Origin of the sequence: Trinickia symbiotica (genome assembly GCF_002934455.1) — a bacterium.
GTDB lineage: Bacteria > Pseudomonadota > Gammaproteobacteria > Burkholderiales > Burkholderiaceae > Trinickia > Trinickia symbiotica.
In genome coordinates this window covers 116,304-136,647 of the sequence record NZ_PTIR01000002.1, presented here as the reverse complement: position 1 = coordinate 136,647, position 20,344 = coordinate 116,304, and the positions used below count along the sequence as shown (strand labels likewise).

The 20,344-nt window shown below is 62.1% G+C and carries 15 protein-coding genes and 1 pseudogene; 11 read left to right on the top strand and 5 right to left on the bottom strand.

Annotation, left to right across the window (positions count from 1 at the left end):
- Positions 1-10: 10 nt before the first annotated feature.
- From B0G57_RS04340 to flhC, 5 genes are all read left to right on the top strand, one after another.
- On the top strand, positions 11-2,443 hold the full coding sequence (locus tag B0G57_RS04340; protein WP_018439529.1) for a CHASE2 domain-containing protein: 2,433 nt from the start codon (positions 11-13) through the stop codon (positions 2,441-2,443).
- Between the two features lie 28 nt (positions 2,444-2,471).
- Positions 2,472-3,122: a DUF4136 domain-containing protein gene (locus B0G57_RS04335; protein WP_018439530.1), complete on the top strand. Its 651-nt coding sequence runs from the start codon at positions 2,472-2,474 to the stop codon at positions 3,120-3,122.
- Positions 3,123-3,354: 232 nt separating this feature from the next.
- Positions 3,355-3,738 carry a DUF2917 domain-containing protein gene (locus B0G57_RS04330; protein ID WP_018439531.1) on the top strand — a complete coding sequence of 128 codons (384 nt, stop codon included), beginning with the start codon at positions 3,355-3,357 and terminating at the stop codon, positions 3,736-3,738.
- A gap of 236 nt (positions 3,739-3,974) precedes the next feature.
- Positions 3,975-4,292 (top strand): flagellar transcriptional regulator FlhD, encoded by a 318-nt coding sequence (flhD, locus tag B0G57_RS04325; RefSeq protein ID WP_018439532.1) that lies wholly within the window; start codon positions 3,975-3,977, stop codon positions 4,290-4,292.
- Between the two features lie 16 nt (positions 4,293-4,308).
- Positions 4,309-4,893, top strand: a complete 585-nt coding sequence (gene flhC / locus B0G57_RS04320; RefSeq protein WP_018439533.1) for a flagellar transcriptional regulator FlhC — start codon at positions 4,309-4,311, stop codon at positions 4,891-4,893.
- Between the two features lie 27 nt (positions 4,894-4,920).
- Here the strand turns inward: flhC and B0G57_RS04315 are convergent, their stop codons facing one another.
- A complete protein-coding gene (locus tag B0G57_RS04315) occupies positions 4,921-7,905 on the bottom strand; it encodes a putative bifunctional diguanylate cyclase/phosphodiesterase (protein ID WP_018439534.1) in 2,985 nt (994 codons plus the stop codon).
- A 73-nt stretch (positions 7,906-7,978) separates the two neighbouring features.
- Complete coding sequence (locus tag B0G57_RS30800) at positions 7,979-8,590, bottom strand: hypothetical protein (RefSeq protein WP_399275840.1); 612 nt, start codon at positions 8,588-8,590, stop codon at positions 7,979-7,981.
- Positions 8,591-8,611: 21 nt separating this feature from the next.
- Between B0G57_RS30800 and B0G57_RS30795 the strand changes: the two genes are divergently transcribed.
- Positions 8,612-8,803: a hypothetical protein gene (locus B0G57_RS30795; RefSeq protein ID WP_146013308.1), complete on the top strand. Its 192-nt coding sequence runs from the start codon at positions 8,612-8,614 to the stop codon at positions 8,801-8,803.
- A 1,087-nt stretch (positions 8,804-9,890) separates the two neighbouring features.
- Positions 9,891-10,565, top strand: a complete 675-nt coding sequence (locus B0G57_RS04305; protein ID WP_018439536.1) for a hypothetical protein — start codon at positions 9,891-9,893, stop codon at positions 10,563-10,565.
- A gap of 6 nt (positions 10,566-10,571) precedes the next feature.
- Here B0G57_RS04305 and B0G57_RS04300 read toward each other — a convergent pair whose 3' ends face one another.
- Positions 10,572-12,656, bottom strand: coding sequence for an NAD(+) synthase (locus B0G57_RS04300; RefSeq protein WP_018439537.1), 2,085 nt, complete (start codon positions 12,654-12,656; stop codon positions 10,572-10,574).
- Between the two features lie 127 nt (positions 12,657-12,783).
- Here B0G57_RS04300 and B0G57_RS04295 point away from each other — a divergent pair, with 127 nt between their 5' ends.
- The 4 genes and pseudogenes from B0G57_RS04295 to B0G57_RS04280 form a co-directional block, all read left to right on the top strand.
- Positions 12,784-14,190 carry an HD domain-containing phosphohydrolase gene (locus B0G57_RS04295; RefSeq protein ID WP_018439538.1) on the top strand — a complete coding sequence of 469 codons (1,407 nt, stop codon included), beginning with the start codon at positions 12,784-12,786 and terminating at the stop codon, positions 14,188-14,190.
- Complete coding sequence (nosP, locus tag B0G57_RS04290) at positions 14,190-15,359, top strand: nitric oxide-sensing protein NosP (RefSeq protein WP_018439539.1); 1,170 nt, start codon at positions 14,190-14,192, stop codon at positions 15,357-15,359. Before B0G57_RS04295 ends, nosP begins: the two co-directional genes overlap by 1 nt.
- Positions 15,352-16,536 (top strand): histidine kinase, encoded by a 1,185-nt coding sequence (locus tag B0G57_RS04285; protein ID WP_051089982.1) that lies wholly within the window; start codon positions 15,352-15,354, stop codon positions 16,534-16,536. Before nosP ends, B0G57_RS04285 begins: the two co-directional genes overlap by 8 nt.
- Positions 16,536-17,663, top strand: a pseudogene (locus B0G57_RS04280) (histidine kinase); the annotation flags it as partial. The gene B0G57_RS04285 and the pseudogene B0G57_RS04280, both read left to right, overlap by 1 nt.
- Before the next feature lie 25 nt (positions 17,664-17,688).
- Here the strand turns inward: B0G57_RS04280 and araH are convergent.
- Both araH and araG read right to left on the bottom strand, forming a co-directional pair.
- A complete protein-coding gene (gene araH, locus B0G57_RS04275; RefSeq protein ID WP_018439540.1) occupies positions 17,689-18,741 on the bottom strand; it encodes an L-arabinose ABC transporter permease AraH in 1,053 nt (350 codons plus the stop codon).
- A gap of 70 nt (positions 18,742-18,811) precedes the next feature.
- Positions 18,812-20,344, bottom strand: a complete 1,533-nt coding sequence (gene araG / locus B0G57_RS04270; RefSeq protein ID WP_051089983.1) for an L-arabinose ABC transporter ATP-binding protein AraG — start codon at positions 20,342-20,344, stop codon at positions 18,812-18,814.

Genomic DNA, 20,344 nt, shown 5'->3' with positions numbered 1-20,344 from the left:
GATCGCACCGATGAGCCTTCGCGCCGTACGTTCGCTGCTGCGATATTGGGTCCGCGTGGCTCGGCGCCGTTTGCGCCCGGAACGGCGTTATTTGCTCGAATGGATTTTCGTGGGCGCGGTCGGCGTGGCGATCGTGATGGTCGGGGCGACGACCCACGCGATGACGAACCTCGACCGGATTGCGTACGACAGGCTGCTGCGAGTCGACTCACGACCGCTTCTGCCCGATATCGCAATGGTCGCGATCGACGACGCGAGCATCGCGGCATTCGGGCGCTGGCCGTGGCCGCGCGACCTGCAGGCGCAGGTCGTTCGTGCCGCGGCGCGAGCCGGCGCGGCGGCGATCGTCTACGACGTGTTGCTCACGGAGTCGTCGCCTGACGATCAAGTGCTTGCCGGCGCAATGCGTGCGGTGCCGACCTTTCTGCCACTGCTACTCATGCGCGCCCCGACTGGCGATGCGGGCACCGTCGTGCCGCCCGTTGCCCCATTCACGGATGCGGCGGCGGGGCTGGGTCATGTGAATCTCGAAGCCGACGCCGACGGCATCGTGCGCAGCGTCGCACTCATCGAGGGCGACGGCGATGCCCGCGAGCCCTATGTCGACGTCCCCGTCTACACGGCGATCCGCGACGGCTCGCTATCGTTCGCCGGAGGACGCTACGTCGTCGATAGGCTGAAGGATCCGCGGCACGGCACGCACGGCGATGTCCGAGTGCTAATTCCTTTCACGACTGCATCGGCGATGCAGGTATCCTGCGCGCAACTGCTCAAGGGCGACGTGCCCCGCGACGCGCTGCGAGGCAAGATCGTCTTCGTTGGGGTCACCGCGGCGGGCGTCGATGGTCATCTCTCGACGCCCGTCTCCGGGCATGTCGGTCCCATGACCGATCTCGCCGTGCATGCGCAGGTACTGAGCGCGCTGCTGTCAGGCCGCATCATTCACGCGGTACCGGCCGGTGTCACGTTCGCTGCCTCGCTCGTGCCGGTTGCCTTTTTGCTCGCCGGCTTTTTCTTTCTCTCGCCGTGGCGCTCGCTCGTGCTGACGAGCGTGCTCGGAATCGCCGTCATCGCGGCGAGCACGATTGCATTGCGCGGCGCCGATATCTGGTTTTCGCCGGTTCCCGCGGCGGTCGCTGTCATCGTGCTTTATCCGATCTGGAGCTGGCGGCGGCTCGAGATGACGATGTCGCGCCTGCGTCATGAATTGAAGCAGCTCGACGACGACGTCGATCTATTGCCCGTACGGTTCGTCGCCCGGCGCGAGTTCGGAGGCGACGTATTGGAGCGACAGATCGCGCTTGTCGAGCGTGCCGCTCACCGCTTGCAGGACATGAAGCGATTCGTATGGGATAGCCTCAACAGCGTGCCGGAGCCGGTGCTCGTTGCCGATGGGCAAGGTATCGTGCTGCTTGCAAACCAGGCCGCGCGCGCGCATTTCGTGAGGCTGGGCGCCCCCGAACCTGCCGGGCGCACGCTGACTCAGGCGCTTGGCGGCTTCTCGCTGACCAAGTCGATCGAGACGTCTCCGGAGATCGAAGCGGAAATACGCGCGAGTTGGCCGGCCGTTCTCGATCCGACCGGAAGGCACGTGGGTATCGTCAGGCGAGGAATCGAAGTGCGCGATCGCATGGGCCATGAGTACCTGTTGCGCTACGAGCGATGCAGGAATCAGCGCGGCGAGGAGTCGGGCAGCTGGGTTGCGGGCATGGTCGAAGTCACGGCGCTGCACGCGGCCGAGCGCGGCCGCGAGGATGCGTTGAGACTCCTCTCGCACGACATGCGCTCACGCCATGCGTCGATTCTCGCGCTGATCGAGCTCGAACGCTCGAACACCGAATCGGAACGAACGCGGGTGCTGCTCGAGCGCATCGAGCGGCACGCGCAGCGTGCACTGAAGCTCGCCGACGACTTCGTCCAGCTCGCGCGGGCGGAGTCACAGAACTACTCGCTCGAGCCCGTCAATCTCGTCGACGCCGTGATCGATGCAAGCGACGAAATCTGGCCGCAGGCCCGCGCGAAAGACATCCGCGTGGAAATGAAGCTGGACGGCAGCGAGTACTGGATTGTGGCGGATCGCTCGCTGTTGACGCGGGCGATCGCGAACGTCCTCAACAATGCGGTGAAGTACAGTCCGAGCAGCACGGTCATCGCGGTAGGCGTCAGCTTGGACGCTTCGCGGCGCGTGCGGTGCACGGTTCGCGATGAAGGCTATGGCATTCCCAAGGATATGCAGGCGCACCTGTTCGAGCCTTTCCGCCGTTTCCATTCGCCGGGCCAGCCGCCCACCAACGGCGCGGGCCTCGGCATGGCTTTCATCAAAGCGGTCGTGGTGAGGCACGGCGGAGAAGTTCAAGTCGATAGCGCGCCGGGGCAGGGAACCGCCGTGACGATACGGCTACCGGTGCTCGACCCGGCGGCCATGGAAGCGATGACCGGTTAATAGCAATCTTTGGGGGAGCCAAGGGCGAATGCATTTTTCAAGCGAGGAAACGGTGAAATCGGTATGCATCATGATGTGCCTCGTTGCGGCGGCGCTAACGGGCTGCGCGGTGAAATCCGACGTCCGTGCATCGCTGTCGTCGTCCGCGGATTTGACGGCGGATCCGCGGACTTATGTCCTGGTACACGCACCTTATCCGGCCGCGGACGGCGTGCGGGCACAATACGAGTCGGTCGTTGCCGAATCGCTACATCGGCACGGCTTTGTTGCCGCAGGCGCAGACGAAGCGCGCTACCGTCTATCGGTCTCGTATGAGACACATGAGCAATCGATCGAAGCCGGGGGCGGCGTTTGCTCGGCGGGCGGCGATTGCGGCGATGCAGGCAAGGGAAGCAACGAAGACGGCGAAAGCCACGAAGGGCCCGCGCTCCTTTCATGGCCCTGGCAGCATACCTTCGTCCACTCCCTGACCCTCCGGTTTTTCGAGCGCGCAAGCGGCCGGGAAATATACAAGGTAAGCGCGACGAATCGCGATCACGAGGCTTCGCCCCTCGTTTCCCTGCGTTATCTGGTGGAAAGCGCGTTGGCGCGCTTGCCGTACCCGACGGACGGCCTTTGGCAAGTGAAGCTGGGCGGCGGCAAGGCAGGCACGCCGCCTACCATCTCAAAAATCCGTTGACAAACAGGGCGCACGCAGGGAAACTCGTCCGCATGCATACGCCAATCTACATCGCCTGGATTAACCACCCAATGAACGCCCGCTGGGGCGGCTCATTGGGGGCCTACGCATTGTCTCTGCCACGAATTGCGCATTAGTTGGCAGTACGAATGGATGCAAAGCCCCCGGCAAACGGGGGCTTTTTCGTTTTGGTGGTGCCCTCCGTCTGCCGGTTCAATCGACGGAGAGGAAAATGACCGAAAGAAGTCCGCAGTTCGATTGTCGTGAGGTGTCCGGCCGGCGTTCGCTCGATGATGACAGGTTATTCAAAATCATCGTTCACGTACCGCTTGCACCGCATCGTATCGCCGGCTGGCGCATGCGGGCCGATGCGCAACTGCGTGCGCACGGCAACGAGATCTGGTTGACGCGCGAAGGACGACTGGACGACTACTGGCTGCGCATGGGCGACGTCGTCAACTTGAAACGCGGAGAACGGGTGTGGTTGAGCGTCGATGGCGGCGCCGAGGCCCACGTCACATTCACGATCCAATGCGTCGATCGCCGGGCCGGCTTGCGCAGGTGGCTCGCCCGTATACAGACCAGGTTATTCGGTGGCTTACCGATCGGTGTGTGAATTGAATCCGGATTGCGCGGTACGGTGCGGGCCAGCTCCGCGCGGCGATGTCGCTCCTTTCCGGCCGTCTTGTAGGAAAGCGCTGACACGACCGCAAAGACGACTACGCGAACTTGAGCCCGCCGCTGATTTGTTTTGCATAAGCCCTGATCGATACTTTCGTCACAACAAAGATGCTGGTTTGAAGGATAGGGGGGCGTTAGTCGTTAATCGACATTACCTTTTGGGGGAAGATCGTGAACGATCGCGAAACGCTCGATTCGATTAGGGAAATCAATGTGTCGTACCTGATTCTCGCGCAGCGCATGCTGCGCGAGGACCGTGCGGAAGGTATGTTTCGACTGGGACTGTCGGCCGAGCTGGCCGACGTCTTGTCGGGGCTTTCGCTTGCGCAAACGCTCAAGCTTGCGGCCGGCGATCACTTGCTGTGCCGCTTCCGTTTCAAGGATCACGGCATGCTGCGCGCGCTCACGGCACCGGAAAAGCATGCCGATCTCGCGCTCACGCATACGGCCCTTCTGTTGGCGGGCGCGCCGGCGGAACAGTTTTGCTGAGCACCGGAGCCGCACCATGCCAAGAACGACGCTCGCTCAAGACGCCCAGGAAGTGGTACGTGCGATCGCGCTGATCAAGCTCGGCGCGCGCATGCAAGTGCTCGAAACGGAGCTCGCGCTGCCGCGTGACCGGCTGATTCGCCTCTACCGCGAGGTAACGGGCGTGTCGCCGCCGAAAGGCCTCCTGCCTTCATCAGCCGACTGGTACATGACATGGATGGCGAACATCCATTCGTCGCTCTTCTACAACACGTACCTGTTCATGAAGAACGAAGCGCAGTGCACGCATCTCGATGCGCTCACCAAGGCATATCGCCTCTACCGCGAGCACTGCACGAACACCGGTGCCGAGGCGCTGCTCGATCTGACGCGAGCCTGGACGCTCGTGCGTTTCTTCAGCGGCGGCATACTGCAGATGACGCAGTGCTGCCGATGCTCGGGCAAGTTCGTGGCCTACAAGTACGATCGGCCGACGAGCAAAGCATGCGCGCTCTGTCAGCCACCGTCGCGCGCCGGCAAGGGCGCGAAGAAAAGCGGTTCGGCTCCCTACCGTGAGGTCGCCGCGCCGGCTGAAGCGCTCAGCCTCGCTCTCGCCGCGTAGGCCACCCTAAGCCGCGTTTTCGTGCTGTCATCGGCTTGGCTCGGCGCTCGTCGTCGAACTCGCCGAGCCTGTCTCGACGTCCGTATCGCGTGCGATTGCGCCGCCGGGCTCCTTCGTCAGCATTCGAACGACGCGGGCGACGTCCGGATCCGTGACGAAGCTTGCCGACGACTGCGCGAGCAGGATGGCATCTGCTTCTTGCGGCCTGGCGATGGCATATCCCTGTACGTAGTCGACGCCGATCTCATGCAACGCCGCGAGCGTATCGGCATCTTCGACCCACTCCGCGACGCTGCGCATGCCGAGGTCGCGTGCGAGCGAGACGAGCGCCTCCACAATCGCCATATCGGCCGGATGCGAGCACATCGATTTCACATACTCGCCGTCGATCTTCAACGCGTCGACGGAGAGCGACTTCAGATAGCGGAATGAGGTATAGCCGGCGCCAAAATCGTCGAGTGCGATCGTCGCCCCCATGTCGTGAACGCGTGCGATGAACCGCTGCGTATTGAGCAGATCGTGCAGCGCGACGCTTTCCGTGATCTCCAGGCACAGATAGTCGAGGGCGGACCGGTGGCTCTGAAGGAGCGCGAAGATTTCCTCGGTGAAGCGCTCGTCGTTCAACGAGCCGCCGCTCAAGTTCACGCAGATGAAGCGAGTGTTCGCCAGCGAGGCACGATGTTCGTCGATCCATGCGAGCGTCGAGGCCACCACCCATTTGTCGATCGCGGCCACGTTGCCGGACTCTTCCGCGGCGGCCATGATCTTGCCTGGCGGGACGATCGTTCCATCGGGGGCGCGCATGCGCAACAACACTTCGAAATTGAGCGACTCGGTCGGCGCGGCCATCGACATGATCGGCTGCATCATGAGGAACAAGCCTGGCGGCAAATGGTTGAGCCGGAACGATTCGACGAGACGCAGCTCCGCTGCGCGCGCCTCGAACCATGCCGCGCCATTCTGGTAGACGACGAGCCTTCTGTGCGCGCTTTCCTTCGCCTCACGGCAGGCGCGATCGGCCTGAGAGAGCGCATCCTCGCCGCGTATCGCCGGCGAGCAGGCAACGAGACCGATCGAGGCATAGACCTGAAACGCGCGCTTGCCGACCTGATAGGTCGCATTGTTGAGCGTATCGAGCAGTGCCTCGCAGCGACGCGAGGCCTCGTCGATCGAGAGGCCCCCGAACACGCAGACGAACTCGTCTCCGCCCATTCGGCCGAACGCACAGCGCTCGTCGAGCACCGTTTGTGCTCTCGACGCGACTTGCTTCAATACTTCGTCACCGCAATGGTGGCCAAAGAGGTCGTTGATCAGCTTGAAACGATCGAGATCGACATACGCAAGGGCCCAGGCAAGCGCGTTTTCGTCCTGATGGCTGATGGCTGCCTCGATGCCGCGGCGATTGAGCGCGCCCGTGAGCGGGTCGTGTTCCGCTAGAAAGCGCAAGCGCTCGACGGCCTTCGATCGCTCGGTCACGTCCTGCACCGAGCCTTCGATGACATTCTTCGAGACGATCGCCTTCAACAAATAGCGGCGATCGGCGGTGCCGCGCTCCTTGTTGCCGCCGATCTCGATTTCACTGTCGCGTCCTTGCATCAGCAGCGCTTGCAACGAGCCCCACGCGCCCGGCTGGAAGTAGTCGTTCCAGTGTCGGTAGCGATAGTCGCTTGCGAGCATGTTCAACATCGACCGCAGTGCGGGGTTGGTTTGGATGAAGCGGCCGCTGGTATTGAGCGTGAATAGCCCGACCGGCATCACCTCGTAGGTGTTGCGAAGCTCGATTTGCGCTTGCCGCCGATGCTCGCGCTCGGCACGCATTTGCTCCGCGATCGCAAACGCCGCCATCATGCTCGACGACAGGGCGGCCGCGACAGGGCTCACGCCCGCCGCGAGTGCGGGAATGCCGAACGCGGCGCCGAGCAACTCGGAGAACGTTGCGGCGAGGACGGTGGCTAGTGAAGCGACATACCACATCACGGTGCGCGATCGAGCTTTCCAGACCAGGCGGCCAAGGAGAAAAATCAACACGCAGATGCCGAAACCGCCGAGACTCCACAGCATCGGAATGAACTGCGCGTAAGGCAGGAGGAATGCAAGGACGAGCAATACGAGGCCAACATATTGCCCACTCCGCAAGAGCCATAGAAAACCAACTTGTCTCAACTCGCGGCGGAAGAGGCGGCTGAAAAGCGCACCCGTCAACAGATAATAGACGGCGAATGTCACTTTTCGTAGAAGCGAAATATCCGCAATAGGAATGACGCGATCGAGCCATTGGGTGTCCCAGCCCATCGCATTCGCGCAAAGGCGTAGGTTTCCGACGAGCCAGACCGCAAAAATCACGTAGGTCCATTCGCGATTGATGAGCGCGGTGACAAAAACGAACACCGCCAGCGTGAGCAGGCCGCCCGCAATGAGGCCGGCGCTTTCGGAAAAATCGAGTTCGGAATTGCGCAATTGCCCCGAGTCCCAATCGAGCACCGTGAGCTGCGCAGGGCCCGAAAAAGTGCCGCGGCACAGTATGGCTTGGGGGGTCGCCGGCATCCCGATCGAGAGCACGAATCCCGCTTTCGCCGCGCGAATGATACCCGACGTATTGGAGCGGTCCGCGCTGCCGAGCGGCGCGAGGTCGAAAGCACGCCAACAGGCAAGCGTTTGCGCATGGCGCGAAGGAAATTCGACGCTGCGCCGACGGGAAGAACCCTGCGCAGTGAAGGAAAACCAGATCGGCGCTTCGGAGAGTTTCGTGCCGAAGCGCATTACCGACCGGCTGCCGGAGAGCTTCTCCAATGCCTCGGCGGGCTGCAGCGCGCCGACATCGTCGCGTAATGCCTTGAATGGCAGCGTCGTCGGGTCAGCCGCCCGAAATTGATGCGGCAAAAAGGCGAGCGCTATCAGCGCGGCAAGCGCCAGCAACGCAGGCACGACATAGACGGACAAGAGGAAGAGGGCTTGATCGAGCCGCCATCCGGTATGCTTGAGTCTGAAACGGGTAACCGCACCCCATGTCATACCGCTCTTCCCCCAATGTACTGCACGGATCGCATCGACGAGAGCGGGGCCTGCTGTACCCCGCTCGGAACGTTTAGTAGTGCTGCGGATCGCAGCGGTCATCTATAGTTGTTGCTCCGCCGCTCTTTCTACCAAGAGCATGCTCGTCGAATCGTACCGTGTCAGGCGTCAAAGTTGAACCTTTTATCCCCAAATCGATATCGGGGTGTCGTGTCTCGAATACGAAGCGGTAAAGCGGATGCCGAGCCTCCTTCCAGCGCTGCCTGGCTATGCCGACTCGCCCCGCCATGACGCGATGAGGCAATCCGCCGACGTGCGCCATCGGTATAAATTGCCGATCCTCAAAAATATCAGCGAACTGCATGGCTTCGTATTCGCGATCGATCGGTGAGCGCGCGGTAATGATGAGCCAATCGACGCCTTGCTGTTCGCATAGCAGAAACAGCGCTTTGAACAGCATTGTCTTTACCATTCGCCCTGCGCCGCCATTCGCGACGCTCAACCGCGTGGCTTCGGCGAGACGTCCCGATTTGCACCAATCGGGCAGTGTGACGGAATGTTCGACGGCGAGCGGCGCCCGGTCGTTGGTCTGCAAGCGGATGGTGCCGAGCGGCGCCCGATCGAACCTAGCCTCCGCGAGCAGAACGGTCGTGCCCATCGCGCGATCGCTGTCCTCCGCGATCATCTTCGTGCCGAGCTCGGGAATATGTCGGCCATAGGCCGCCTTTCGCAGGCCGACGGCCTTTTCGAGATCACTTTCATCATGCACGATCCGAATGGTGAACGGCAATCGCTCGACATTCGGCCGCAATTCGCCGATAGCGGATTCCGGCTTGTCATCGAGGAGGCTGGAGAGTTTGACGACTTCGTGAGTGTTGTCCAGGCGTTCCATACGTAGGCCCCTTTTTCGGTGGTTGAAAAATGCCGTTCTTGTTCGCGGCGGAAGTTGGCGAAAAAAACGACGGCCTCAGCGTGTCATGAAGAGAGCTCCTGGTGTGTGGGTTATCCGTACTAACCAGTAGGTTTTTCTCTAAGAACGCCCCTTGCAAGACGAAAACGACGCCAATGGCAGGTCCAGTTGTCGGCTAACCACGATGTCCACAATTGGCGTTGGGATACGTGCATCACATCAGTGCGCCGCGTAGGCCTGCCACCGGTGCTCGACGCTCAACACCATCCAGGTGTCAATGGTTTCGTCGCCCGGCGTGTAGCGTATGGTCCGGCTTGCGGCCGTACATGACAGAACGGTGTCAGCTGCGAGGAAAGGGGCGGCATTCGACTCCGTAGGGTTTCGTTCGCAACGGCCGTTCGCCGTCCCAGCCGCCGTTCGTGATCCCGGATACAGCCATCGGCCGATTTGAAGCCGAGCTGGCACTTGACAGGGCAGTGAAAGAAAATTGATAGCAAATAGGCAACTCTAAATAATTGTGAAGTAAGTTTGACTCGGCCTTGACACCTGCCATCTGTAAAGATAGATTCCTTATGCAACTTTTACTGCGATAGAAATGGGTTGGCCAAAACGGTGTCATTTCGACTGGTGTTTCAATCGGAGGCCACCGACGACAATGGATTAACCACGGCCAGGCGTTGCGCGGGCGCGGCTCGATCTTCCTTTTGAGTCGCTGGGTTCGCGCAACAAAAAAACGAGGGGATACGCGACGGCAGGCCGTGTCGGCTTTTCGAGGGAGCCGTACGAACCGCCGATTTGCGAGGGGGCTTGAGATGAAAACGCTATATGATTTTGCTCGCTGTCACGATCCGTGAGTCCACGATTCCCGCTTTACATCATGGACGAACCAGAGATCTCGATTCTCAATTCTTGATTTCCCGACCGCACTGCGGCGACCCTGCAGGTTAGTGGCAAGTCCGTTCATGCGTTGCATCAATGCTCACCGCCGAAATCTGAGTTGCGGGTGAGGGGACGCTTATCGTCGGTGCGCCTAACCGGCCCAACGGCGATTTGATAGTTGTCGGAAGAGGGGATCATGGACGTGCTGTATTCGCTCGACGATAAAGTCGGCGGACCGAGCGCTTACAAAGGTGGCGTGGTTCGCTATGGTGAGTTGTTTTGTTTCGGAAGTTGCGCGAGCGAGGCGCCCGCTTTGCTCGCAATCGTTCGTCGTCCGTTTGCAAAGAGAAGTCCGTCTTTGCTGCCGATCGATATTGTTCCGCCAGGTCGCTATCCTGACCAAGACTATATGTGGACGTTCGTTCCCGCTGCAGGAGCTAAGAAAAGATGCGGCGATCCCGTGTCGTTCGCGGATCGTCTCCGCATACAAGCATTCGATTACACGGGGAATCACCGTTATATCGTTACGAGCCAGCCAGAATTGAGAGTCTTCCAGTCGGAGCGGAGCGTCGTGCAGGCGGAAAAGGCGCCATGTAGCCGCGGGGATACGGATTGGTTCATCGCCATCGCGTCTGGCCTGCGCACCACGCCGGATGGCTGCGTCCTGCCGGACGGCGATCGAAAATCGCACATCGAATTCGGGACAGGAAATTATGTCACTCTTATCAACAATGGGTATTATTTGAGCGCAAGCCCGAATCCTTATGGTGGACTTTATGGCGGCGTCAGCACATCGCGCGATTTACCGCCAACCGGAAAGACGGTATGGTGGTGCCTTTACCGCACCCCTGCCGATGTTCCATTGCGATAAATTGCTTTAGCCGCGGCCCAGCTCCTGGGCCGGCCCCTGGTCGGGCACGGTCTCGAGGTCGGCGAGCCAGACACGTGCGGTCGCGTCGCTCGGCGCGCGATAATCGCCGCGCGGTGAAAGCGACCCTCCGGAGCCCACTTTGGGCCCGTTGGGCAGGCAACTGCGCTTGAATTGCTGCTCCGCGAAGAAGCGCCGCAAGAAAACCGCGAGCCAACGCTTGATGTCGGCGATGCCGTACTCATGCCGCTTCTCCTCGGGCAGATCAGGCCATGCGCCTTTGCGCACGTCGTGCCATGCCGTCCACGCGAGAAAGGCGACCTTCGATGGCCGATAGCCGAACCGCAGGAGGTAATAGAGATTGAAATCCTGCAGCTCATAAGGACCGACCGTCGCCTCCGTCGACTGTATCGCGCCGCCCTCGCCAGCCGGAATGAGCTCGGGGCTGATCTCGGTTTCGAGCACATCGCGCAGCACGGCCGAAGCGCGCTTGCCGAGCGATCCCTCGTCGGCGGCCCAGCGGATCAGGTATTGAATGAGCGTCTTCGGCACGCTCGAATTGACGCCGTAATGCGACATTTGATCGCCGACGCCATAAGTACACCAGCCGAGCGCGAGCTCGCTGAGGTCGCCCGTGCCCACGACGAGGGCGCCATGCAGATTGGCCATGCGGAAAAGATGACTCGTGCGTTCCCCCGCCTGCACGTTTTCGAACGTGACATCGTGCACCGGTTCGCCGCGTGCAAAGGGGTGGCCGATGTCCTGGAACATCTGCATGCAACTCGGGCGAATGTCGATTTCATAGCTGCGGCAGCCGAGCGAACTCACGAGCCGGCGCGCCTGATCGAGCGTGCGCTGCCCAGTACCGAACCCGGGCAAGATGCAGGCGACGATCGCCTCGCGCGGCAATTGCTGCATGTCGACGGCGCGCGTGCACACCAGCAGTGCCTGCGTCGAATCGAGGCCGCCTGACACGCCGATCACGAGCTTGCCGGTTTTCGCCGCCCGCATGCGTGTCACGAGCCCTTGCACCTGGATATCGGAGATTTCGCGGCAACGCTCGCCACGTCGCGCCGGGTCCGCCGGCACGTATGGGAAGCGCTCGTAGGTTCGCGCGAGCGGCAGCTCGATCGAGCGAGGGAGGACCGCCGGAACGCCCACGGTACGAAATCGCGAGCAGGCCTCGCGATGCGACTGCGCCGTGTCGCCGAAAGTCGTCTGCCGCATGCGCTCGTCGATCAGCCGGCCAAGGTCGATATCCGCGCAAATCAATTGCGGCTCGTCGGCGAAGCGCCGCGTTTCGGCGAGCGCGTTGCCGTTTTCGTAGATCATGCCATGCCCGTCCCACGCGAGATCGGTCGTCGATTCGCCATATCCGGCCGCGCTGTAGGCGTAGGCCGCGAGGCATCGCGCGGATTGGCTGCTTGCCAGCAGCCGCCGGAAGTCGGCCTTGCCGACGGTGACGTTCGAAGCGGACAGGTTGAGCAGCACGGTCGCGCCTGCAAGCGCGGCGAACGAGGAGGGCGGAACCGGCACCCATACGTCCTCGCAAATCTCGATGTGGAAGGTGAAGAGCGGCTGATCTTCGACGCGAAAAACGAGCGCATCGGAGCAGGGGATCGCGTGCTGCCCCAGCAAATCGATTTCGTCGCGCCGCAAATAGGAGGCCGGCGAGAACTGGCGTGCCTCGTAGAATTCCCGATAATTGGGCAAGTAGCTCTTCGGCACGAGCCCGAAGAGACGGCCCCGATGGATGACGGCGGCACAGTTGAAGAGCATGCCGTCGATCGATAGCGGCAGGCCGACGACCGCGATCGTCGATACGGTCTTCGACGCCTCGAGCACATCGTTCAACGCGGCGAGACAGGCATCGAGCAGCGCCCGCTGCTGAAAAAGATCGTCGCACGCGTAAGCGGACAGCCCGAGTTCGGGAAACAGAGCGAGCAGTGCGTGCCGGGAATCGGCCTCGCGCATCAACGAGATCGTTTCCCGCGCGTTGAAAGCCGGATCGGCCACCCGGACGCGCGGCACGCCGACGGCAATGCGGGCGAAGTCGTGACGGTAGAGGTTGAAAAAGGCCGGTGCGTCTGTCATGGCAAAGCGTTTCCTCGGTCCATCGGGACCCATGTTAACCGCAGTCGATCACCACGTTTTCCCTACTGCATTCTCCACTGTTTTCGCCGATATCCGCATTTAAAGGACATTACAAAAAGAGGGCAAGATGGGCGAGTGCGAAAAAGCGGTGGAACGATCGATGCCGACGATAGGCTTAGGGGCAAGCGAGGTCAGCGAAATCCAGCCCGATTTTCCGGAGGAACGGGAAACTCTCAAGCCGGAGCCGGTGATTCTGCTCGTCGATGACGAGCCGGCGATTCTCTCGTCGCTGCGGCGATTGCTGCGCGCGACGAAGTACAAGGTTCTGACGGCCGAGGGCGGCGCGGCCGCGCTGGAGATACTGGCTTCCAACGCAGTGGACCTGATCATCTCGGATATGCGGATGCCCTATATGAACGGGGCGGAGTTTCTTTCCCGAGCTCGCACGCTTTACCCCGATTCGATGCGAATTCTCTTGACCGGTTATTCGGAAATCGATTCGGCCGTGCGCGCCATCAACGAGGGCGGGGTCTATCGATATCTCACCAAGCCGTGGGACGACAACGATCTACTGCTGACTGTGAATCAGGCAATCGAGCAACAGAGCCTGCGCCGAGAGACGGCACGCCTCACGCAGCTGACACGGACTCAGAACGAGCAACTGCGCGCTTTCAATACCGGTCTCGAATCTCAAGTACGGTCTCGGACCGAGGAAATCAGACAAACGGTTCTCTTCCTCGAAGACGCGCAGCGCGAGCTCAAGCGCAACTTCACAGCGATGGTGCAGGTGTGCGCGAACATGATCGAGTTGCGCTGCGGGGCGCTCGGCGGCGAATCGTCGCGCGTCGGCGCGGTCGCGCGAAGCCTCGCGGTCGCGCTCGACCTGAGCGGCCTGCATGTGCAGGAGGTTTTCTGCGCGGGCCTCTTGCACGGCATCGGCAAGCTTTCGCTGCCCGACGAGCTGCTCGAAAAATCGCTCGATCGAATGACGACGGATGAAACCCGGCTCTTCTATCAGCATCCGCTGCGCGCGCAGATGGTGCTCACGCCAGTCCATGAGCTCAACCACGTCGCGCAGATCATTCGCCACCAGTACGAGCGCTTCAACGGCCGAGGCACTCCCGACGGTCTGATCGGCGATCAAATCCCGCTGGGTTCGCGCATTCTCGCCGTGGCGCGCGATTTCCAGGCGTTGCTGAGCGGCAGCATCGTCAAGCGACCGGTCACGCGTCAGCAGGCTCTGCAGGCGATCGTCTCGCAGTCGGGCGTTCGCTACGATCCGTTGGTCATCGATCGCTTCGTCGCGCTGTCGAAAGACCCGGCCGCGCTCGGACAAGGCGAGGTCGCGCAAATCAACGGTCAGCAGCTGAAGGAAGGCATGCGGCTCGCCGATGATCTGCACAACAGTCGCGGGGTCTTGCTAATGACGAAGGGCAGTGTGGTCACCGCGCATCAGGTCGCGCAAATCCAGAGGTTCGAAGCGCTGGAGCCGACGCCTTTCGCCGTACTCGTTCATGCGGGAGCTCCGTCATGATGTCAGCGTCATCTTCGTCGCAGATTCTCGTTGCCCATTCCGTCCATGATGAAGCGCGAGCCGCGGTCAGGGAGATTCACGCCGCGCTTGGGCCTTGCGAGGCCGAACTCGTGTTGTTCTTCTGCTCCAGCCGGTTCGATCTCGGCGCGTTGGCGGACGAGATGTGCACGTTGTTCGGCTCAACGCGCGTAATCGGATGTACGACCGCCGGGGAGATTGGGCCGGCCGGCTATCGCGAGCGCAGCCTCGCGGCGGTGGCGTTGCCGCGCGCTTCGTTCGCGGCGGGGACGGCGCTGATCGAGAACTTGCACGACTTTTCGATCACGCGCGGGCAGGCGAGTGCGCTCGACGCGTTGCATGATCTCGAGCAACGGGCGATGCCCGAGCCCGGCGTCGATTCGAGCCGATTCGCGTTGCTCTTGATCGACGGTTTATCGGTGCGCGAAGAGGCGGTCACGCGGACGTTGCAGAGCACGCTTGGCGATATTCCGCTCGTCGGCGGCTCCGCGGCCGACGATTTGCGCTTCGAGAACACTTCCATTTTTTACGACGGGCAATTTCGCAGCGACTGCGCGGTCCTCATCACCGCTTCCACTCCACTCCCGTTCAGAACGTTCAAAACGCAGCATTTCCGTTCCGGCGACGAGCGACTCGTCGTGACCGAGGCCGATGCCGAGCGGCGCACCGTGAGCGAGATCAACGGCCTGCCCGCGGCTCAGGAGTATGCGCGGCTCATCGGCGCGCGCGTCGAGGACCTGAGCCCAGGGCTCTTCGCGGCCTCGCCGGTCGTCGTGTTGATCGACGGGACCGATTACGTGCGCTCGATTCAGAAGCTGAACCCCGACGGCAGCCTAACGTTTTACTGCGCCATCGAGGAAGGGCTCGTGCTTCGCGTCGCGCGCGGCCTCGATCTCGTCGAAAACTTGCGCCTGACGTTCGGCGAACTTCGGCATAGCGTCGGCGAGCCGCAGCTGATACTGGCCTGGGACTGCATCCTGCGCCACCTCGAAATGGTGCAGAAGGGCACACGCGACAGGGCCGGCGAGCTGTTCAGCGCCAATCACGCAGTGGGCTTCAGCACGTACGGTGAGCAGTATCAGGGGGTGCACGTGAACCAGACGCTGACCGGCATCGTCTTTGGCGGCGCGCCGGAGGTCGCTCGTGGCTGAGGTCCGCTTGGCCGACGAGGCGTCGCTCGACGACGCCGCTCTCAGAAAGGAGATCGTCAGGCTCAACAAAATGGTGCGCTCGCTGATGGATCGTGCCGAGCGCAGCACGATCGTCTGCGGCTCGGACTTCAGCTTGTTCCAGATGGCCGTCACGCTCGAAGACCAGGTCCGGCACCGGACGCGTGAGCTCGAGGCGGCTTTGCACGAAAACCGCAAAATCACCCATGCGCTGCAGCGCGCGCAGGAGTTGATGAAAGAGGAAATCGAAGAGCGCAGACGCATGCTGGCGGAGCTCGAAAACGAACGCGAGGCGCAGCGCCGATTGATCGACGAGCTCGCGCAGGCGCATGGTCAGCTGCTGCAATCGGAGAAGCTCGCCTCGATCGGTCAGCTTGCCGCGGGCGTCGCGCATGAGATCAACAACCCGATCGGATTCGTCGATTCGAATCTGAGGACATTGAAGGCGTGGGTCAAGCAACTGCTCGACGTCATGTCCCTGGAAGAATCGATGCTGGCGGGCCTGGGGCCTGAGGCACGGACTCGCATCGACGCGGCGCGCAAGGATGCCGATCTCGACTACCTGCGCAGCGACATCAATACGCTGATCGACGAATCGATCGAAGGGACGTCGCGCGTGCGACGGATCGTGCAGGACTTGCGCGATTTTTCGCGGGCAGGCGGTGACGAGTGGAACATCGTCGATCTCCATTGCGGGATCGAGGCAACGCTGAACGTCCTTCGCAACGAGCTCAAGTACAAGGCCGATGTCGTCAAAGACTATGGCGAGCTTCCGCAGGTCGAGTGCATGCCGTCGCAACTGAATCAAGTCGTCATGAACCTCCTGATGAACGCCGCGCAGGCGATTCCCGATCGAGGCACGATCACCATCCGGACGCGGCTCGATGGGGACCATGTCACGATCGGCGTCGACGATACGGGCGCCGGCATGACGGCGGACGTGCAGGCCAAAATCTTCGATCCGTTCTTCACGACAAAGCCGGTCGGCAAGGGGACGGGGCTCGGGCTGTCCGTGTCGTACGGCATCATCGAAAAACACGGAGGGAAAATCACCGTCGAAAGCGAGCCTGGCGTCGGCTCACGCTTCACGGTGCGGCTGCCGATTGCGAGGCCGGAGCGCAGGAACACGCCGCAGGAAACAGAACACAGGAACGGATAGTGCATTTATTTCATTACGTCACGCTCGTCTGCTTGCTGCTGGCCAGCGTGGCGCTGATCGCGTACGCGGCCCGTACCCGGTCTCTGCGCGATCTTACGCAAACGCTCGAAGCGCAGGTGAAACGTCGAACGAGCGAACTCGAGGGCACGTTACGGAACTACGAGCGAACCACTGAGATGCTCGAGCTCGTGCGCGAAAAGATGGAGCTGGAAATCGAGGAGCGCAAGGAGACGCAGGCGCGTCTGGAACGCGAAAGGGAAGAACAGCGCAGACTGATTCATGAGCTCGAGGAAGCGCATGTCCAGCTATTGCAATCGGAAAAGCTCGCCTCGATCGGTCAGCTCGCCGCGGGTGTCGCGCATGAAATCAACAATCCGATCGGGTTCGTGAGCGCCAACCTCAACACCCTGAAGCTGTGGATTCGTGGGCTTCTCCAGGTCGCGGCGGCGCAAGAGGCCATCGTCGCCCAACTCGATGCGAATACGCGTGCCGAGTTACTACAGGCGTGGCAAGACGCCGATCTCGACTTCGTGCGCGAAGAAATCATGGCGCTCATCGACGAATCGATCGATGGAACCCGGCGCGTGCACCGCATCGTGCGGGACTTGCGCGACTTCTCACGGCCAGGCAGTGAGGACTGGGCGCATGCGGACCTGCATGCGGGGCTCGAAAGCACGCTGAACGTCGTCAACAACGAGCTCAAGTACAAGGCGACGATCGTGCGCGAATTCGGCGAGTTGCCTCACGTCGAGTGCATTCCTTCGCAGATCAATCAGGTGTTCATGAACCTGCTCGTCAATGCGGCGCAGGCGATTCCTCAGCGCGGCACCATCACGATTCGGACCTACGCGGCGGAAGACAACGTCTCGATCGAAATCGCCGACGACGGGGTGGGTATATCGACCGAGGTCGTCGGCAGGATCTTCGACCCGTTCTTTACGACAAAGCCCGTCGGGCAAGGCACGGGTCTCGGGCTTTCAGTATCGCTGAGCATCGTCAAGCGCCACGGCGGCCGCATCGAAGTGGCGACCGCCCCCGGACAGGGTGCGGTCTTCATCGTCAGACTGCCGGTGCGACGCGAGCCGGTCGAGCAGCCGGACGTGCTCGCCGCGAGCAGTCCGGCCTGAGCGGGGGCGATCCCGCCGGGAGGGATCACCGCACGCGCCGAGTGCGCCGCACGTGGTCGAACAGCACGGCCAGCAACAGGATGCCGCCGCGGATCAGATATTGGTAGAACGTCGGCACGTTCATGAGGCTCATGGCGTCCTGCACGGATCCCATGATCAGCACGCCGACGAGCACGCCCGAAATCGTCGCGACGCCGCCCGTCAACGATACGCCTCCGAGCACACAGGCCGAGATGACGCCGAGCTCGAGGCCCACCGAGGTTTTCGGGTCGCCGAGGCTCATGCGCGAGGCCAGCATCACGCCGGCAAAGCCCGTCACGAGGCCTTGCAGAACGAACACGGCGATCTTGATTCGCGTAACGGGCAAGCCCGCGAGCAGCGCGGCTTCGCTATTGCCGCCGACGGCGAGCACGTTCTTGCCGAACACCGTCTTGCGCAGCACGAAACCGAACACGATGAAACCGACGATGTTGCTCCAGATCGGATACGAAATGCCGAGGAAGGAGCCGCCGCCGAGATCGAAGAAGCGCTCTTCGGAAATCATGACCGCATCGCCGTTCGACACAATATAGGCCAGGCCGCGCACGACCTCCATCATGGCGAGCGTGACGATCAGCGAGTTGATCTTGTAGCGGGCGACGAGCACCCCGTTGACGAGGCCCACGGCGCCGCCCGCGAGTACGCCGACGGTCACGCCGAAGAGCACACTGTGCGTCGCCGTGATCAACATGGAAGCGACGACGCCCGAAAACGCAACGATCGAGGCCACGGACAAATCGACCTCGCCCAGCGCGAGCACGAACATCATCGTGACCGCGATCGAGCCGATCAGCGTGACCGACAGCAGCAGGCCCTGTATGTTGCGGCTCGTGAGAAAGTCGGGCACGACGAGCGACAGCATGACGAAGAGGATCACGAAGACCATCACGATGCCGGACTTGTTCACGAGCCGCAAGAGCTTCGCGGCGTTGCTCGGGGCAGGGGCGGCATCGCGCGTCGCGCCATGCGAGGCTTGCGAGGTCTGCGAGGATGAAAGAGCTGGCTCGGCAGCGGGGCGTATGCTCGGAGGTTGTTGCATGATTTCTCTCAATCGTTGGCGCGCGGGCTCGGACTTCTCGTCAGCCGTGGCCGCGCGTCGGGTCGAAGCGTTATTGCGGCAAAGCGAGTTTGATCAATTGGTCGGGCGTGGCGTCGGCTTTGGGCAGATCGCCGACGATGCGGCCTTCCTTCATGACGATCACGCGATCGGCGACGCCGATGACTTCGGCGAGATCGCTCGAAACCATCAGAACAGTGCGGCCCGTTTCCGCGAGGCCGTAGAGCAGCTCGTAGATCTGTGCGCGCGCGCCGACGTCGATGCCGCGCGTCGGCTCGTCCATCACGAAGACGTCGATTTGCTCGGCGAGCCAGCGCGACAGAATCACTTTTTGCTGATTACCGCCCGAGAGCGTGCCGATCGGCGTTTCGCCGTCGCGCGTCTTGATCGACAGCTTCTCGATGTAATCGTCGGTCAGTTCGCGTTCGCGCCGCTCGTTGAGCAGAAACCGCGCAATGCTGAAGTGACGCCGCGCACTGATGGTGAGGTTGTCGGCCACCGATGCGATGGCGACGATACCTTCCTGCTTGCGGTCTTCAGGGCAAAGCGCGATGCCCGCCCGGACGGCATCGCGCGGGGTCGAGAAAACGACGGGCCGCCCGTTCAGCTCGACGTGCCCGCTCGTAGGACGCTCGGCGCCGCAAATCAGCTTCATCAGCTCGGTGCGGCCCGCGCCGACGAGTCCAAAGAAGCCGACGATCTCGCCGCGCCGCGCCGAGAACGAAGTGGGCTCGGAGAGTCCCGGCCCCATGAGCGCCTTCGCCTCGATACGCGTTTCTCCCGCCGCGCGCGGGCGATAGCCGTAGACATCGCGAATCGATCGGCCGACCATGCAGCTGATCAGGCGGTCCCGCTCGAGGCCGTCGACGGTCTCGAACGTCTCGATCGAGTGGCCGTCGCGGAATACCGTGACGCGGTCGCAGAGCTCATAGACCTCGTCCATGCGGTGCGTCACATAGATGATCGCGCGACCTTCCGCTCGCAGCCCGTTGATGATCTTGAAGAGCTGCGTCGTCTCGCGCGACGAGAGTGAGCTCGTCGGCTCGTCGAAGGCGATCACACGCGCGTCGCGCATGAGCGCCTTGCCGATCTCGATCATCTGCCGCTGTCCGATCGACAGCTCCTTGACGGGCGTATCGGGATCGATATGCTCGCCGAGCCGCGCGAGCGTATCGGCCGCGCGTACTCTGAGCGAGCGTTCATCGACGATCCCGAGCCGGCTCGGCAATGCCCCGAGCATCAGGTTCTCGGCAACCGTCAGCTCGGGCACCAGGTGCAGCTCCTGGTAGATGATCGCGATCCCGGCGTCGATGGCGGCTTTCGTGCTCGAGAAGCGGCGCTCGACGCCGTCGAGGCGCAACGTTCCGGCTTGCGGAATGTTGACGCCCGACAGTACCTTGAGCAGCGTCGACTTGCCTGCGCCGTTCTCGCCCATGAGGCCGTGCACTTCACCGGCCCGCACGCTCAACGACACGCTATCGAGCGCGCGCACGCCGGGGAAGCTGACCGTGATCCCGTCGAGCTCGAGGTACGCCGGGCGCACGGACTGCGTCGATGCGCCGCCCGGCGCGGCGGCTTCGATCAT

Coding starts and splice junctions, on each gene's coding strand:
- B0G57_RS30795 (WP_146013308.1), top strand. CDS start 8,612: ATGTCGGCCATAGGCCGCCTTTCGCAGGCCGACGGCCTTTTCGAGATC.
- araH (WP_018439540.1), bottom strand. CDS start 18,741: ATGCAACAACCTCCGAGCATACGCCCCGCTGCCGAGCCAGCTCTTTCA.
- B0G57_RS04335 (WP_018439530.1), top strand. CDS start 2,472: ATGCATTTTTCAAGCGAGGAAACGGTGAAATCGGTATGCATCATGATG.
- B0G57_RS04295 (WP_018439538.1), top strand. CDS start 12,784: ATGGGCGAGTGCGAAAAAGCGGTGGAACGATCGATGCCGACGATAGGC.
- B0G57_RS30800 (WP_399275840.1), bottom strand. CDS start 8,590: ATGATCGCGGAGGACAGCGATCGCGCGATGGGCACGACCGTTCTGCTC.
- nosP (WP_018439539.1), top strand. CDS start 14,190: ATGTCAGCGTCATCTTCGTCGCAGATTCTCGTTGCCCATTCCGTCCAT.
- B0G57_RS04305 (WP_018439536.1), top strand. CDS start 9,891: ATGGACGTGCTGTATTCGCTCGACGATAAAGTCGGCGGACCGAGCGCT.
- B0G57_RS04300 (WP_018439537.1), bottom strand. CDS start 12,656: ATGACAGACGCACCGGCCTTTTTCAACCTCTACCGTCACGACTTCGCC.
- B0G57_RS04330 (WP_018439531.1), top strand. CDS start 3,355: ATGACCGAAAGAAGTCCGCAGTTCGATTGTCGTGAGGTGTCCGGCCGG.
- B0G57_RS04315 (WP_018439534.1), bottom strand. CDS start 7,905: ATGACATGGGGTGCGGTTACCCGTTTCAGACTCAAGCATACCGGATGG.
- B0G57_RS04340 (WP_018439529.1), top strand. CDS start 11: ATGAGCCTTCGCGCCGTACGTTCGCTGCTGCGATATTGGGTCCGCGTG.
- araG (WP_051089983.1), bottom strand. CDS start 20,344: ATGATCGAAGCCGCCGCGCCGGGCGGCGCATCGACGCAGTCCGTGCGC.
- flhC (WP_018439533.1), top strand. CDS start 4,309: ATGCCAAGAACGACGCTCGCTCAAGACGCCCAGGAAGTGGTACGTGCG.